At 41.0% G+C, this 16970-nt stretch carries 15 protein-coding genes; 11 read left to right on the top strand and 4 right to left on the bottom strand.

The window, feature by feature from the left end; translation table 11 throughout:
- Window positions 1–5 precede the first annotated feature (5 nt).
- A complete protein-coding gene (locus HMPREF1536_RS25195; protein ID WP_044192277.1) occupies window positions 6–335 on the bottom strand; it encodes a hypothetical protein in 330 nt (109 codons plus the stop codon).
- Between the two features lie 21 nt (window positions 336–356).
- Window positions 357–638 (bottom strand): hypothetical protein, encoded by a 282-nt coding sequence (locus HMPREF1536_RS25190; RefSeq protein ID WP_028727985.1) that lies wholly within the window; start codon window positions 636–638, stop codon window positions 357–359.
- A gap of 480 nt (window positions 639–1118) precedes the next feature.
- Between HMPREF1536_RS25190 and HMPREF1536_RS25185 the strand changes: the two genes are divergently transcribed.
- From HMPREF1536_RS25185 to HMPREF1536_RS25175, 3 genes are read left to right on the top strand one after another with little or no spacing between them, the layout of a single operon-like run.
- Window positions 1119–2645 (top strand): MotA/TolQ/ExbB proton channel family protein, encoded by a 1527-nt coding sequence (locus tag HMPREF1536_RS25185; RefSeq protein WP_081693334.1) that lies wholly within the window; start codon window positions 1119–1121, stop codon window positions 2643–2645.
- A gap of 3 nt (window positions 2646–2648) precedes the next feature.
- Window positions 2649–3350: an OmpA/MotB family protein gene (locus HMPREF1536_RS25180; RefSeq protein WP_028727987.1), complete on the top strand. Its 702-nt coding sequence runs from the start codon at window positions 2649–2651 to the stop codon at window positions 3348–3350.
- A 1-nt stretch (window position 3351) separates the two neighbouring features.
- Entirely contained in the window at window positions 3352–4140 is a 789-nt protein-coding gene (locus tag HMPREF1536_RS25175; protein WP_028727988.1) for an HNH endonuclease, read from the top strand.
- Between the two features lie 268 nt (window positions 4141–4408).
- Here the strand turns inward: HMPREF1536_RS25175 and HMPREF1536_RS26820 are convergent, their stop codons facing one another.
- Window positions 4409–4948, bottom strand: coding sequence for a hypothetical protein (locus HMPREF1536_RS26820; protein WP_147337587.1), 540 nt, complete (start codon window positions 4946–4948; stop codon window positions 4409–4411).
- 4 nt (window positions 4949–4952) lie between these two features.
- Window positions 4953–5597: a coiled-coil domain-containing protein gene (locus HMPREF1536_RS25160; RefSeq protein WP_028727990.1), complete on the bottom strand. Its 645-nt coding sequence runs from the start codon at window positions 5595–5597 to the stop codon at window positions 4953–4955.
- Window positions 5598–6178: 581 nt separating this feature from the next.
- Between HMPREF1536_RS25160 and HMPREF1536_RS25155 the strand changes: the two genes are divergently transcribed.
- The 8 genes from HMPREF1536_RS25155 (at window position 6179) to HMPREF1536_RS25125 (ending at window position 16916) form a co-directional block, all read left to right on the top strand.
- Window positions 6179–6646, top strand: coding sequence for an HU family DNA-binding protein (locus HMPREF1536_RS25155; protein WP_028727991.1), 468 nt, complete (start codon window positions 6179–6181; stop codon window positions 6644–6646).
- A gap of 39 nt (window positions 6647–6685) precedes the next feature.
- A complete protein-coding gene (locus tag HMPREF1536_RS27775; RefSeq protein ID WP_150115652.1) occupies window positions 6686–6793 on the top strand; it encodes a smalltalk protein in 108 nt (35 codons plus the stop codon).
- A gap of 125 nt (window positions 6794–6918) precedes the next feature.
- Window positions 6919–8205: a DEAD/DEAH box helicase gene (locus tag HMPREF1536_RS25150; protein ID WP_028727992.1), complete on the top strand. Its 1287-nt coding sequence runs from the start codon at window positions 6919–6921 to the stop codon at window positions 8203–8205.
- A gap of 60 nt (window positions 8206–8265) precedes the next feature.
- On the top strand, window positions 8266–8859 hold the full coding sequence (locus HMPREF1536_RS25145; RefSeq protein WP_028727993.1) for an RNA polymerase sigma-70 factor: 594 nt from the start codon (window positions 8266–8268) through the stop codon (window positions 8857–8859).
- A 77-nt stretch (window positions 8860–8936) separates the two neighbouring features.
- Window positions 8937–9956 (top strand): FecR family protein, encoded by a 1020-nt coding sequence (locus HMPREF1536_RS25140; protein WP_028727994.1) that lies wholly within the window; start codon window positions 8937–8939, stop codon window positions 9954–9956.
- 42 nt (window positions 9957–9998) lie between these two features.
- The gene (locus HMPREF1536_RS25135) at window positions 9999–13526 is read left to right on the top strand and encodes a SusC/RagA family TonB-linked outer membrane protein (RefSeq protein ID WP_028727995.1); all 3528 of its coding nucleotides are present in this window, start codon (window positions 9999–10001) and stop codon (window positions 13524–13526) included.
- Between the two features lie 9 nt (window positions 13527–13535).
- Window positions 13536–15380, top strand: coding sequence for a RagB/SusD family nutrient uptake outer membrane protein (locus HMPREF1536_RS25130; protein ID WP_199884267.1), 1845 nt, complete (start codon window positions 13536–13538; stop codon window positions 15378–15380).
- Between the two features lie 18 nt (window positions 15381–15398).
- The gene (locus tag HMPREF1536_RS25125) at window positions 15399–16916 is read left to right on the top strand and encodes an arylsulfatase (RefSeq protein WP_028727997.1); all 1518 of its coding nucleotides are present in this window, start codon (window positions 15399–15401) and stop codon (window positions 16914–16916) included.
- The last annotated feature ends 54 nt before the right edge of the window (window positions 16917–16970 follow it).

The raw sequence follows: 16970 nt of genomic DNA, 5'->3' as shown, positions 1-16970 counted from the left end.
GTTTTTTAATGATATCGTTCGATGGTGTCGAGTATGTCGTCCACGAATCCGCCTGCTTCGCGGCTCTCATTTTCGATGGCCTCGGAGGGTATGATACCTGCTTCGTCCAGTCCGATGTGTAGGGTGAAACGCACGCGGTTCTCGTTCACACTCACCCGGCCGTGGCGCAGGCGAATGTATTTTGAGTTATCGCTCCCGTTTTCCGGCGTGTGGCGGATATGCTCGTTGAAATTACCCTCATTGGGATTTACCAGTCCGATAGTACCTTGCAGGCGGCTACCTGACGAAAGAAGCCGTTGGTAAGTGTTGTCTGAAATTTGAATTTTTAGTTCCATGTCGTTCCGTTTAGAAGATTGTTAAATTAATTTGGTGATGATGATCTGATTATCAAACCGTTCTGCTCCGTTCTTATCTGTGTAGCGGCGTGCACGCAAGAAACATTGAACCCGGTGAGTCATGTTCGGATCAAACTCACCTGCGCTAAGTGCCCCCTCGCCCTGTATTTCGGCATAAAACTCATCGATGCCATCCGTCAAATGAAAGCCGCGTGTATGAAAGATTTTCGACTGCCCGTCCCGGTCGGTGTACGTCCGACTCTGAGGCGGATACTGATGTAGGATTGTCACATACTTTTCCATGTTTATTCTACTTTTTAAAGTTAATAAAGGAAGGCCTTCAAATGAAAAAGCCCCCGTAAACCGCTCTATCAGCGGCTTACAGAGGCAAAGGTAGATCTCCGCTATCCCCCCGGGAAGTATTCTCCCCCAAGGGGAACGATTCGGGGAATGGGGGAGTGAAAAGAGTTTTATTTCATTGTGACATAAAGATATTACTCTCAAACAACTCTGTTTTTGAAGTTTTATACTATTTTTGCGATTGGTTTGAGGTAACTCTTTCCAAGACATATTAGAAAAAAGAAGCGTTATGTTTATCTTGTAGTTTGGGAACGTAGGAAATTTTCAGATTAGATACAAGGATAGCATAGTGGTTCTCACGTTATAAGCGTGGGCTGCTATTACTATATCTGTATCTATGGGTTTCCTACGACCTCCAGACTAAGACGTGGAATGCAGTTCCACGCTTCCCTTTTGAGGTTGAATAAATTAAAACACATAGATATGAATGATTTTATAATATCTTTGGCACACTACATTACGTTGCCAATTTGTATTGGAACAATTTCATTGGCATTAATAGTCTGTATTGCATTAATTTTCTTTTGGAAGAAAAAAAATGAGCTACAAAAGCGGAAGCGGACAGTGGACCTATTCCCGACTTTTTTGTCAACCTTAGGAGTATTAGGCACTTTTTGGGGAATTACAATTGGGTTGTCTGAGTTTAACACTCAAGATTTAGATAAAAGCATTCCCGTATTATTGGAAGGACTGAAAACCGCTTTTTATACTTCTCTATTAGGTATGATTTCATCTATGATTACCAATTTTATCATCAATAAAATTTACGATAAATACGAAGCAGGGCAACCAAGTAATCAAGATGAAGCAACGGCTCGCATATGTGATGCAGTTGAATCTATGAACCGGCAGAACGTTGAAGCTATGCAGGCTTTACTTCAATCCATGAATCAGCAAACACAGAATCAAACGGCTTTTTATAACACTTTGTTAAATCAGATTAATGTATTTAATACAGTCAAAATAGATGAAATGACACTTTTAATTCGCTCACAAGAAACTCATCTATCTGCAATTGCAAGTAATGGTCAACAAACTATAAATAAATTAGATACACTTAATGCCAATATAGAACATATTGATGATCGCATAGGAGAGCAATTGGATATTTCATCCGCTTCAGCCTCTATCTTACAAGAGACGCAAGATGCGACCAAGAAACTTAGCGAAGTTCTTCGTGCCGAAGTTGATGAAATAGAAATAAAAATGGGAGAAACCAACCATTTGCTAACGCAAAAATTTGATGAATTTGCTGAATTGCTAAAGAAAAGTAATACTGAAGCCTTAGTTGAGGTAATGAAACAAGCAACTTTAGAATTTCAAAACCAAATGAATGCAATAGTCAGCAAATTGATAAAGGAAAATTTCGAACAATTAAATCAGAGCGTTGAAAAATTGAATATTTGGCAACAAGAAAATAAACAAATGATTTCTGATTTGACACACCAATATACAAAGATGGTTACAGAATTTGAAAGGACGTCTACCGTTCTCACTAATGTTGCAGAATATGCAGCTCAATTAAGTGGAACAAGTGGTATGTTGGCAAAACTGATTACCGAATTGCAGAAAGTAATGATAGAAGACACTAAATTCTCAACGATAACGACTAAACTATCTGAAACCGTAGATTTGACAAAAGATAATATGATTAAGTTCGATGATTCTACATCAAAACTAAATGAATGGGTAAGGAAGCAAAGGAATTTTGTTGATGGTGTACAGCTTTTAATTAAGAAATTGGAGGAATTAAGTTCTATACGTGATTACAATAAAGAGTTTTGGCAAGATACTAAAAAACAGCTGGAAGAAGGGGTTGGGTTCATTAAAAAAGGTAGTGACAGTCTGAATGCCCAATTAACGGATTTGGATAAACAATTCTATTCTAGGCTAAGTGCAACATTAGCTGAATTAGATTCTTGTATACAGGCAATGATTAAAAGAAAATAAAATATGGCAAAGCATAATGTTTGGATGTCTGTGTCTGACTTGATGACTGGACTAATGGTTATATTCTTATTTGTTGCTATTGCATATATTAGCAGGGTGAACAAAAACGCAGATGTATTAGCACAATATATAGAGGCCCGTCAAAATTTGCATGATAAATTAGTAGACAAATTTAAAACTGATACAGCAAGGTGGGAAATGACAATAGGAAAAGATTTATCATTACGTTTTACTAATCCGACCGTTCTCTTCCAAACAGGTTCGTGGGATTTAACTCCTGCATTCTGTAATATATTAGAAGAATTTCTACCCAAGTACTTTGATATTTTACTAACAGATTCATTAAAGAATAATATTAGCGAAATTAGAATAGAGGGACATACAGACCCGACACCATTTCCTACATTATCATCTGACCCGTACATTGCAAATGTGATTTTATCACAACGCCGTTCATTGAGCGTATTACAGTATTTTCGTTCCATGCCTACATTTCAAAAATATACATCAGACCAACAACGGATGTTGGAATATTGGTTTACAGCCAATGGACTATCTTATGGCAGGACATTGGATAGTCAAAACCATTTGACGTATGAGTCCGGCAATTCTATTAATTATGAAAAATCCCGGAGAGTTGAATTCCGGATTATTACAACAAGCGAAAAAATGATAGAAGAATTTGTGAAGAAAATTGCTAAATAAAATGGAGAAAGAAAATCCAATTTATACATTCCCGAAATTGAAAAACACTTTAGAAGAGTTGGGATATCAAATAGAGAAAGTTGAGGTCTATCGTCCTATTAAACCTGTTGATGTTTCTATAAAAGACATCAAAGATGGAACTATCGAGATTACGGATGGAGGTATTTTTTTTAAAACTCCTGACGGACAAAAGCATGGGGGATTTATGTATAAAAGGGAATATCATTTAGCACAATATGGGAAACCACGTTTTCACATTCGTAATTGCAGAACCATTCAAGAGTTTAAGGCACGAGGTTCGTTTACTGCTGAATATCGTTGGAGTAATGATGATAAAGTGCAAGTTTGCGATATGGATGACAACTATATAGATAAGACGGTTAATTTTCTTCCGCTATGTAAATATTGTGCCGAAATTCTAAGAAGCGAACAAAGTGATGTCTATAAGGATAACGAAGATTTTGTAAATGAATTAAAGAAAGCCACTCCACAAGAAACAGTGACAGATGTTGATGTTTTGGGTTACACAAAAGAGTGGCAGGATGTCAGTAAACGTTATAGAGAAAAGCACAAATACACTTGTGAACGATGTGGCATCCATATTACAAATATTTTTGATTATGGCTACATCCATTGCCACCATCGTAATGGCAATAAAACAGACAATCGTGAAGAAAATCTGGAATGCTTATGTGTAAAGTGCCACTCTAAAGTGGATAAGATTCACGAGATTCGTTTCTCTAAAGGAGCAAATTATATTTGGTTACAAGACTTTTTGAAGAAATATTAGGTATAGAGAATTTGGATAACAAAGAATCGCTGCAATGTATTCCAAAGATTTATTAGCTGTGTTTACGAAATAATGATAAAATTTCCCTAAGTCAATCCTAATAGTCCTAATATTGTGCTTATTATAACCAATACACAAAATATAATTCTGTTTTCTTTAGTGTCTTTGATTTCTAGAACAATATACACTACCCAAAAACACACTATCATTAATATAAAATAAACAATAAAAACAAACAACGATTCAACTATTTTTTCCATAATATGCATTACCCACTATAATCCGATTCCAACCTTTTCATTAACTCCATCGCCACAACAATCTGTTTACGCATCTTTTCGTCTGCCCGGGCAAGATAGGTACTCCAAAGAGTTACTTTGGATGAGGGGAGATGAACATTTTGAGGAATTTTCTTGATCGATTCGTAGCTAATGGCGGGACAGACCTTGTCCATCCCCATGCCAGTCATGGCGTTGCAAAAATCGCGCATCTCTTTCGGATAACCCATCTGCTCGCTCAAAACCCGGTAAACGGCATACCATTGGCCTTTCTCGGTGAAGATAGGCCGGCCCTGCTCGTCGGTGGCTTCCAGGAGGGCGCCGAGAGCTTCGAGCACCTTTTTGTCTCCGACCGGAGAGGATGCAGAGGTAGGGGCGGTTCGCGAACCGCCCTGTTCGTCGGGGCTGGCGTTGATGTACACATTCGTATTGTCGTGGATGTCGAACATTGGTGCGTTGAACGTCACGGGGGCATTGAACGACATGCCTGGTATTCCGTCGCGTTGATTATCCTGTTTCTTGTCTTCCATCTTTTCAGCTTTGTTTTCCAATATTCACCCGCTCGTTTCCGCTCACTTCATACACCGGTTTGTTGAATTGCACCGGAGGTCCCGGCTCCTTCTGGCCCAGATGGCAAAGCCGTTCGTGCTCTTGTTCTGAAATCGTTCGAAATATCTTGAGGAGGAAAAGCACAAGCGTGTTGACATCTTCGTTTTGCGAAGCAGGATATCCCTCCAACAGGCGGAGGCATTCCGCAAGCGAGTGGCGTTCGGTCTGTTTCCACGATTCAAATTCGTTTTCAAGGCGTTCCACCTTTTTCTTAAGCAGTTCTATTTCGCCTGTTTTTTTCTCCTGGTCTTGTTGTTGCCTTCTGACAATCTCCGCAAGCATCCTAACCGTTTGCCGCAAGGACTTGATTTGTCCGGCTTGCTTGCTGATTTCCTCATTCTGGCGCTCGCACTGCATCAAAAGCTGGTCTAGACGTTTTTCTAGATAGTCCGTGTGCTCTTCCGCTTCTCTCTTTGAAGCGGCAGATGAATCATCACCTTCTGCTTCAAAAAAGTTTTGAGCCAAAGACCAAGCCTCCGGATACGCTTTTTTCATCTCTTCTTTTATGTCGGGGTTCAGAGCTTCACCCATTTGTTTTAACAATGCCTCTATCGGCGCACGGGATTCCATACTTTAGCGTTTTTCAGAAAACAGTTCCGTCTTCTTATTTAAAGAAAACTTCCAAGAAACATGCCTCTTACAGACAAAGTTACTGAAAAGATTTATAAACAAAAGAAATATAAAACGGTATTTTTTTTTCGTGGCAAATATGACCCGTCACAAGAGGGACGCCTTACAATACTTACACCTTACAATAATTACAATTAGAGAAAACTATTCGTGTCGGAGAAATGTAAGAGTAACTGTATTATATTATATATAAATATATTTATATATAATATAATTATTAAAAAATACTGCTCCCACCTATAGAAAAATATAATTTATATTATTGTAATTTGTCAGTTTTGTAAGGGGAGTAAGAGACGGAGCCTCCGCGGGAACAATTCCGCAGGACAAACGAAATCATAGCTCTGCATACCCGAAAGCTATTTTCCCCGCACCGAAAAGCATAGCTTTGTAAATATCTTCCGTTTATTAACTGAAATTCACATCTTAGTGCTGCCCGTTTTTGGGCTTTGGGAGGAGTGCGGCGTACCTTTGTGTCAGAAGAATAAACAATATCACTAACCCTTTAACACGACAACAACATGACAACAACAGGAACATTGAAGTTCAGAAAGTATCAGGAAAAACGTGCAGGCGATTTTAAAGACAAATGGTACGGCAAGGCGGTACAGGATCGCATGGTGGAATTTGAAGACTTCGTCACCCACATGTCGGAGCACAACTCGCCCTACTCGCGCGGCGTCATCCACGGTGTATTGATCGACATGCTCTCCTGCTTGCAGGAACTGGTACTCGACGGCAAGTCGGTACGTCTGGGAGAGCTGGGGCTATTCTCCATCGGCATGAGCACCTCGCCGGCTGCTACGGCGCAGGAGTTTACCGCCGCCAACATCAAGGGCGTGCATCTCAACGTGCGCAACACCAAGACCTGGAGCAACCAGGAACTGCGCAAGCGATGCCGTCTGACGGAGCTCACCGCCTATGCAGGCACGCCCCAGGAAGGAGGCGGCGGAGGTGGAGGCGAAGACGACCGTCCTGTCATCGAGTAAATTATTAATTAATTAGTACCCTTTTAAAACAGAAAGATCATGAGTGAGAAAAAGAAAGAGACCTGGAAGTTCATCATCCAGACGTTACTGGCCATCCTCTCAGCCGTGGCTACCTCGCTGGGAATTACCTCCTGCATAGCGCTTTGAATTTGAGTAGTGAAGTCGAGAAGTTGAGAATTGAAAATGGAATTTCCCCCATTTTCAATTCTTTTTTTATTATCTTTGTCCCATTATTTATTTAACGAGCCGTGATGGCTCAACATTATTATTAGATGACATTTGAACAATTAGAACTGATAGAGCCGATACAAAAGGCTCTGCAACAAGAAGGTTACACAATTCCAACCCCTATACAAGCAGAAGCAATTCCCTACGTTTTAGATGGTTATGACTTATTAGGTTGTGCACAAACCGGAACAGGCAAGACGGCTGCATTCTCTATACCGATCATTCAGAATTTGTATAATGAACGCCAGAATGGCAAAGTACGCGGTATCAAGGCATTGATCCTGACACCTACCCGTGAGCTGGCTATCCAGATCGGGGAAAGCTTTACGGCCTACGGCAAATATGCCGGCGTAAAACATACCGTTATATTCGGCGGAGTAGGACAGAAGCCGCAAACCGACGCTCTCCAGCGGGGAGTGGATGTGTTGATCGCAACGCCCGGACGCCTGCTCGACCTGACGGGCCAGGGATTTATCAGCCTGAAGTATCTTGATTATTTCGTGTTGGATGAGGCCGACCGTATGCTCGACATGGGATTTATCCATGATATCAAACGTATCCTGCCTTTATTGCCCAAGAAGCGTCAATCCCTGTTTTTCTCGGCTACCATGCCGCCCGAAATAGAACGTCTGGCGGGTACCATCCTGCACGATCCTCAGAAGGTGGAAGTTACGCCCGCTTCGTCGACGGTGGAGAAGATAGACCAGTCTGTCTATTTTGTGGAGAAGGCGGAGAAGGTTAGCCTGCTTACCCATTTGCTGAAGGATTCTTCGTTGGAGTCGGTGCTGGTATTTACCCGAACGAAACATGGTGCCGACAAGGTGGCCCGTGTCCTGGCAAAAGCGAATATCGGAGCAGAAGCCATCCACGGAAATAAAAGCCAGACGGCGCGCCAGCGTGCATTGACCAATTTCAAAGATCATACCACCCGTGTCCTGATCGCAACGGATATCGCCGCACGCGGTATCGACGTGGATCATCTTTCGCACGTGATAAACTATGAATTGCCGAATGTTCCGGAAACGTATGTACACCGTATCGGACGTACAGGCCGTGCAGGTCGTAGCGGGGTGGCTTATTCTTTTTGTGATGCGGAGGAAGTACCTTACCTGAAGGATATCCAGAGGCTGATCGGCAAGCAGATACCCGTTGCCGGTGGAAACGAATTCGAAACGGCCGATGTGAAAGCAGCCGTGGCGGAAAAGAAAGAAGCCATCAAACAGGAGTCCAAACGCCGCAATATGTTCGGTAGCAAACGCGACGGTAGTTACTGGCGCAATAAGAAGCGGGCGGAAGGCGGAAATCAGAAGGTTGCTAAAAAGAAACCGTAAACGATTAGGTTCTTTACGGATTTTAATTATTTTTGCGCGATATATTGAACTTGTGTCCTAATGCCGAAGATAGAAGAAGATATTGTAGCACGTATAAATGAGGGAGATACGAAAGCATTCGAACAGCTTTATTCTTCTTGCTACACCTATCTTTGTGCGGTAGCCACCAAATACATTTTTAATGCGGAAGCCGCCCGTGAGGTGGTAAATGATATTTTTCTCAGTGTGTGGAACAATCGTTCCACACTGGTCAGTCCGTTGTTGCCTTATCTGATCCGTTCTGTCCGGAACCGTTGTGTGAATTATCTTCGCCAACAACGTTTGCAAATGGTTCCCTTCTCTGAAGTGCAGGATGGATTGCTGGCTATCCAGGAAGAGTTGGCTGCTACCGGTACTCATCCGTTGGCTTATTTGGAAAACAAAGAGATGGAGGAGAAAATTTATGAGGCAATAAATCAGCTTCCCCCCAGGTGCCGCACTATATTTATCGAATACCTTTATCATAATAAGACTTACGAAGAAATTGCCCAGGCCAACAATATCACTTCAAGTACGGTCAGGGGACAAATAAAAATAGGTTTGTCAAAGCTAAAAGACCTGCTGGGAGATATTTATCCGCTATTCCTCTTTTTATTTGATTTTTCTGAAAAATAATTACATTTCTTTTAAACGCACTTTGCTTTTCTTGTGTATATAGGAGTAGAAAGTCGATAAAACGGCTTTGAAACAATATGCAAGAAAGAAAAGAATATATAGAAGAATTAGTGTTCGGTTATTTGGCCGGCGACTTGAATGAGGAGGAAAAGAAGGATTTACTGACCTGGCTGGAAGCTGACGAAGTAAATAAAAAATCATTTTCTGAAATGGCGGATAGCTGGGCTACCGTTCATGTCCCTCTTTTTGAGCAGAACAGGAAAGGCGATTTTGAAAAGAACTTTGGCTATTTAACTCACTTCCCCTCTAGCGTATCGAAAAAGCGGAAAGCATTGAATGTATGGCTTAGGGTTGCTTCCGTCGTTTTGCTGACATTCACGATTGGGGCTCTTTCCTATTTTGCCGGTACTCAAAATCGATCTGGAATGGATTTGCAGGCGTTTGAAACGATCGTTCCGATGGGAGCACGTTCGAAGGTTATCTTACCCGATCATTCTGTCGTTTGGATGAATGCCGGTTCGTCATTAAAATATACCACCGATTTCGGGAAAGAAAAACGGGAAGTCTGGCTGAACGGAGAAGCGTATTTTGAGGTTGAGTCCGATTCGTTGATTCCATTTCTGGTAAATTCCGAAGATATCAGTGTAAAGGTGCTGGGTACTTCTTTTAATGTGAAGGCTTATGAGGACGATGACGAGATTTCGGTGGCTTTACTTTCCGGAAAAGTGGATGTGCATGCGGCGTCTTCAGATGACGAATATGGTATGCAGGATGCTATATTATTCCCCGATCAGATGTTACGATACGATAAGAAAACGCATGTGATGAAAACGGTAGCCGTAAAAGCTTCGGATGCTTGTTTGTGGATAGATGGTTGTATGAAGTTCAAAGACTTACCATTTGAAAGAATAGCAAAAGAGCTGGAACGGAAATATGATGTTCGTATAACGATACTTAGTAGTGTGTTGAAGAATGAAGTCTTTTCCGGAAGCTTTTCCGCCGACTATAGTTTGTCCCATATTTTAAAAGAGATAGATGTGGAGAAGAAATACAAATGGTCTAGAAAAGGAAACAATATAATAATTGTGGATAGATAATTTTAAACAGATATAATTGTATAATCTTAATTTTTGTGATTTATGAAAGTAACCAAATGGGGAAAAACTTGTAGATTAGCGATTACAGCTTGTGTTTTTGGTGGGTTACCATTAACTACGGAAATGTTATCAGCTACGGAATTGCAGACCGCTTATTTATCTGTACAAATGGAGAGCGCTACGCTTCGGGAACTTTTCGATTTGATCGAGAAGCGATTTCACTATTCTTTTCTGATCAGGAATAATGATATTAATCTGGAAGAGAAGATACGGCTGGATGTCGATAAAATGTCGGTAGAGGAAATACTTACTAATGCGTTAAAAAATCAGCATGCTGATTTTTTTATAAACGACAAGAGAATTGTCATTTATAAAAAAACATCTAAACCGGTATCAGATAAAAATACAATACTTCCCGGTATTCAACAATCTAAGGGACAAGTAAAAGGACAGGTCGTAGATGCGGTGACCGGAGACCCTGTTATCGGTGCCAGTATTATTGAAAAGGGAACTACGAACGGAGGAATAACGGATATCGACGGTAATTTTTCTTTAATTTTTACCGGCGATGAGAAAATGATTGAAATCTCTTATATCGGTTATGTCTCTCAAGTAATTAAAATTACATCAGATAAAGTCCTTTCGGTCAAACTTAAGGAAGACACACAAACACTAAGTGAAGTTGTGGTGGTTGGTTATGGTGTACAGAAAAAGGAAAACCTGACGGGGGCCGTATCGGTTGTTCAGATGGATAAAGTGTTGGGTGACCGTCCGGTGACGAGTGTGATGAGTGCTTTACAAGGGACAATGCCGGGGCTGGTTATCTCCGGTGGATCTACACCCGGACAAAGTAAAGAATTCAATATTCGTGGAACAACATCTTTGAATGGAGGCGAACCTTTAGTTCTTGTAGATAATGTTCCTGCACAAATAGACCTGATAAATCCGGAAGACATTGAATCTGTCTCCGTGCTGAAGGATGCGGCTTCAGCTGCTATTTATGGTGCCCGTGCTGCTTTCGGTGTTATATTAATAACAACGAAAAAGGCTAAAAAGGGTAGTCGTCTTCAGTTGAATTACAATAATAACTTCGGTTTTATAAACTCGATCAATCGTCCGCAACAGGCGGATGCTTTGAGTATGCTTCAGGCTTATAAAGATGCAGAGTTTTTAGGAGGAAAATATTTTGGAAATCAGGATGTAGACTTGTGGATGCAATATATTCGGGAATACAGGGAGAATCCCGGGGATTTTGAGACGACTTATAACGGTATTTATATTCCGAAGGAAGATAATCCGGGAAAAGTCCGTTACTATCTGCATGAAAATGATTTGTATAAGAATATGCTTGATAAATTCGGCTTTCAGCAAACTCATAATGTTTCGGCTTCAGGAGGAAGCGAAGCTATTTCATACCGTCTTTCTCTCGGATACACAAATAATCAAGGTGTACTGATAACGAATAAGGATTCTTATAAACGACTCTCTGCCAGCTCGTATGTTTCTGCCGACATTACTGAATGGTTAAATACCTCATTAGACATACGCTATGCGAAAGGAACGAAAAGAATACCTTATGATGGACATGATGGTAATATATATGGGTTGCGTTTGGCAAATCTGAATCCGGAAGGGGAAATGGAGTGTAAAGGAGAAATGCTTCCGATAAATACTCCTAAAAATTATATCTTGTATGCAGATCCGATGACTACGATAAATGAAAATCCGCGTATCTATTCACGAACGCTCTTGAAACCCTTGAAAGGCTTGGAAGTTGCATTTGAATATACTTTTGATAAAAATATTTATGATCAGAAAAAGTATAATGCACCGTTTGATTATACTTCTATACAATTAAATAAAAATTCAAGTGCGGCAACCTCTCAGTATTGGAATACAAAGAGAACGACTGACTATAATGCGATCAATCTCTATGGAACATATATGTTTTCATTGCAAGAAAAACATAACTTTAAGGTGATGGCTGGCTTTAATCAGGAGTCGCGGAACTTGGAAGAACTTGAAGTGAACCGGAAAGACATGATTAGCGAGGAAATGCCTTCGTTCAGTGGTTCTACAGGAGAGACGATAGCTAAAGATAAATACAGAGAGTATACGATAAGAAGCGGTTTTTTCCGCGTGAATTATGATTATATGAATAAGTATTTATTTGAGGTGAACGGACGTTATGACGGATCATCCAAATTCCCCAAAGATAGCAGATACGGCTTTTTCCCTTCTGTATCTTTAGGTTGGCAATTGGGAGAAGAGGCGTTTATGAGGTGGTCTAAATCTGTATTAAGCCAGTTTAAACTACGTGGTTCATGGGGGGAAATCGGTAATCAGGCAATTGATGAGTATGCTTTTACTCCCCTGATGGCTTCCGAGTTGGCAGAATGGGTAGTCGACGGTTCGCGTCCTACTACTTTAAAAGCTCCGGGACTGGTTCGGTCTAATTTTACTTGGGAAAGAGTCGAAACATTAGATATTGGATTTGATATGTCTATGTTTAATTATCGCTTGCAATCCACTTTCGATTGGTATCGTAGGGACACTAAAGGAATGTTGGCGCCCGGAATGGAGTTTCCTAGTGTGGTGGGAGCAACGGCTCCTTTACAGAATACGGCCGATTTGCGGACGAAAGGATGGGAATTGGCGGTAAATTGGCGTGATAAGATTGGTGAATGGGGATATAATATTGGATTCAACTTATTTGACTCGAGGACACATGTCACTAAATATAATAACGAAGTCGGCCTTTTCCGTGACCGGAATGAAAAGTATGAAGACGCAAAAAAGAGCGAAAGACGCTATCGAGAGGGTATGGAGATCGGGGAGATCTGGGGGTATGTATCGAATGGTTATTATACGATTGATGATTTTGAAAATACGACATCCTGGAAACTGAAAGAGGGAGTCACCTCTATTAAAGGTACTCAAGTACGACCGGGAGATGTGAAATTTAAGAACCTGAGAGATCATGAAGGCAGTACGAACCAGATAGATGAAGGAGAAGATAATATTTCGAATCCGGGTGACAGAAAGATTATAGGTAATTCAACCTCGAGGTATCAGTATGGAATTACTGGTGGGGTAAACTGGAAAGGTTTCGATTTAAGCTTTTTGTTGCAGGGTACCGGTAAACGTGATGTGTGGATTGACGATGCTTTACGTTGGGCATTCCATTCGGGGCAGTTCGGAACGATTTTTGATAATCAGTTGGATTACTGGAAGCCCAAAGATCCTGCTAATGGAGATTGGACAGCTGTAAACCCGAATGCGGAATGGCATCGTATTTATGGTGAAAAGGCAAATGCAACGTCTAATCAGCGGATTCAAACTAAATATTTAATGAATGGAGCTTATTTGCGATTGAAAAATATTACATTGGGTTATAATGTTCCCAGGAGTTTTTTGCAAAAGATTACTTTGAGTAGCGCAAAGATTTTTTGTAGTGTAGAGAATCTTCATACATGGTCACATTTGCCGAAAGGATATGACCCGGAACGTCTGAGTTGGCAATACCCCTTCTATCGTACAATCTCATTTGGTGTTAATCTTACTTTATAAAAAATGATTATGATGAAAAAGTATATAATAATATTCGTAACATTATTGTTTTTAGTTTCCTGCAACGACGATTTTCTGGAAAGACATCCTGTCGAATCTCAAACGGAGGCAACGGCATTTAAGACATATGATAATTTTAAAACGTATGGCTGGCAATTATATAAAGTGTTCAATGATGATAATATTCTACGAAAAGTAGGTACGACATCTGAGAATGGATATTATGAAGGCGATGTTCTAGCCGGTTATTTGGAGAAGAAAGGGGTGAATGCCCGTAATAAATATGCTTTTCGAACCGCTACCGTTCCATCGTCCGGCGAAGGTTGGGACTTTACGTTCGTGCGTAATGTAAATATCATGTTGGGTAATATTGAGAAGTCGTCGATGAATGAGGCAGACCAGGCTCATTGGCGGTCTGTTGGTTATTTTTTTCGTGCTTTTTATTATGCCGAATTGATAGCACGCTTCGGGGATGTCCCTTGGGTGGACCGCATTATTACAGAAGATAATGAAGAAATGATGTTGGGTATACGAACACCACGGAAAGAAGTGGCACAGCATGTGCTTGATGATCTGCTTTATGCAGAGAAGAATATAAAAACGGGTGGTGATGGAAACAATACGATTAATGTACATTGCATTCGTGCTTTGATCTCCCGTTTTTGTCTTTTTGAGGGAACGTGGAGAAAATATCATGGATTGGGAGATGAAACGGTATTTCTGAATGAATCGGTAAGAGCTTCGGAAGAGCTAATGAAAGCTTTCCCTACGGTACATGCGAATTATGGTGAGATGTTTACCAGTGAGGATCTGGGGAAGGTTCCGGGTGTTATTTTATATAAAGAGTATGTGGCTAATGTGCTGACCTCAAATCACGGACATTATGAAAGAACTTCATCCGGAGCGAATGAAATGAATAAAGGTATGGTTAATATGTATTTATGCCAGGATGGGAAACCGATAAAGAAAAGTGCTCTTTATGATGGAGATAAATCTTTATATGATGAAATGAGAAATCGTGATCATCGTTTGTTGCAGGTTGTTTTACCTCCCTATAAAGTAAATGCAGCCGGTTCAAACACGGACTGGTCTTTTACGGATGATCCTGCTGATCGTGAATATATCGATTATATGATTAATGCCGGGGTTACTACCGCTTCTCATAAAGCTCTACCTGTTTTTAACTGGAGCGGGACTTTGGTTAGAAGCATTCCCAATATAGAACCGGGAGCCCCTCAGGTATTTCTGGCTTGCAGATCAGGGTATTACATGTATAAACATTATAACAGATGGGATACAAACAGTAATCAGTCAAGTATGAATACGGCGGATAAGCCTATATTTAAAATAGAAGAGGTCTTGCTGAATTATGCAGAAGCAAAGTATGAGTTGGGGGCTTTCGACCAGAATGTTGCTGATAAAACAATTAATAAATTGCGTCCTCGTGCTAATGTCGCTTTGATGAAAGTTGCAGAAATTGATGAAACGTTCGATCCTGATCGTGATCAGACCGTAGATCCGATACTTTGGGAAATACGCCGCGAACGTATTGTAGAATTGATGGGAGAAGGTTTCGGTTTCTATGATATTCGTCGTTGGAAGAAAGCTCCTTGGTTCATTAACCGCCAGCAGATAGGAATGTGGGTGAAACGTTCTGAGGTCTCTTCACAAGTTAAGATATGGGATCCGAATACTAAACTGCCTAATCCCGATTTGCAGGAAGGATATATTTATTTGTTTAATGATCCGGTTCAGGATGGTTTAGGATGGCAGGATCAATATTATTTGTATCCTATTCCATTAAATGATTTATCTTTGAACACAAATCTGGTTCAAAATCCGGGATGGAATTAATCTAATTATATAGAGATCATGAAAAAAACAAATTTATTATTGACTTCCTCTTTCTTGAGTGTGTTTCTGGTTTCTGGATGCACAAAGGAAAAAGAATCCAAGCAGCCTAATATTATCTACATTCTGGCAGACGATTTGGGGTATGCGGAATTGGGCTGCTACGGGCAACAACAAATCGAGACGCCGAATATAGACAAGTTGGCGGAGCGTGGTATGCGTTTTACACAAAACTATGCAGGTACAGCAGTTTCGGCTCCGTCGCGTTGCATTACTTTTACAGGTTTGCATAGCGGGCATGCTTATATTCGCGGAAATGATGAAATGCGCGAACGCGGTGAAGTCTGGAGCCATGAAGCGATGCTGGCCGATTCGACATTGGAAGGGCAACGTCCTTTATTAGCCGGAACCGTAACGATTCCCTCCGTCCTTAAAGAAGCCGGCTATACGACCGGATGTATCGGTAAATGGGGGTTGGGATATCCAGGTTCGGAAGGAACACCTAATAAAATGGGGTTTGACTTCTTTTATGGGTATAATTGCCAACGCCAGGCGCATACTTATTACCCACCATTCCTTTACCGGAATGAGGTGAGGGAGTATCTTCCCAATCATTTGTTGATTCCGGGCACGAAGCTGGACGAAGGAGCAGATCCTTATGATGAAAAGAGCTATGATAAATATACCCAGAAGGTATATAGTTGTGATCTGATGTATGATGAAATTCTTAAATTTGTGGAGCGTAGCAAGGATGAGCCTTTCTTTTTGGCATGGACTACTCCACTACCGCATGTACCGTTACAGGCTCCGGAGCGATGGGTGAAACATTATGTCGATAAGTTCGGGACAGAAGAACCTTATGTCGGAAATAAGGGGTATTTCCCTTGCCGTTATCCCCGCGCAACCTATGCGGCGATGATCAGTTACTGGGACGAGCAAATCGGTGGACTTGTAAAGAAGCTGAAAGAGCTGGGTATTTATGAGAATACGGTTATTGTTTTCACAAGCGATAACGGCCCGACATTTAACGGAGGTAGTGACTCTCCCTGGTTTGATAGTGCTAAACCCTTTAAATCGGAAGCCGGATGGGGTAAAGCATCTATCCGTGAAGGTGGAATCCGTGTCCCGATGATTGTCACCTGGGAAGGGAATATCAAACCGGGTACGACGAGCGATCATATCTGTGCATCCTGGGATGTAATGCCAACGGTTTGTGAATTGGCCGGTATTGCTTCTCCCCAAACAGACGGTATCAGTTTCGTTCCTGAATTAACAGGGAAAAAACAACCAGAACATGAGTATTTATATTGGGAGTATCCCGAGGGAGGCGGATCGAAAGCTATCCGTATGGGTAAATGGAAAGGATTGATCCTGAATATAAAAAAAGAGGGAGAAGGTGATATGATGTTGTTCGATCTGGAGAAAGATCCGAGAGAACAGGTGAATGTAGCCTCTGATCATCCGGAAATTATCAGTACAATGCGGGAAAAGATGAAAGAGGCTCATGAAGAGCCGGTGATTAAAAGATTCGCAATGTAGCTTTTTTAACAGATTTATTTATACATTTGTCGGGACAGATATTTTTTATCTGTC

The sequence above is a fragment of the Parabacteroides gordonii MS-1 = DSM 23371 genome (genome assembly GCF_000969825.1).
GTDB lineage: Bacteria > Bacteroidota > Bacteroidia > Bacteroidales > Tannerellaceae > Parabacteroides > Parabacteroides gordonii.
This window is presented reverse-complemented; position numbering and strand designations above follow the sequence as displayed.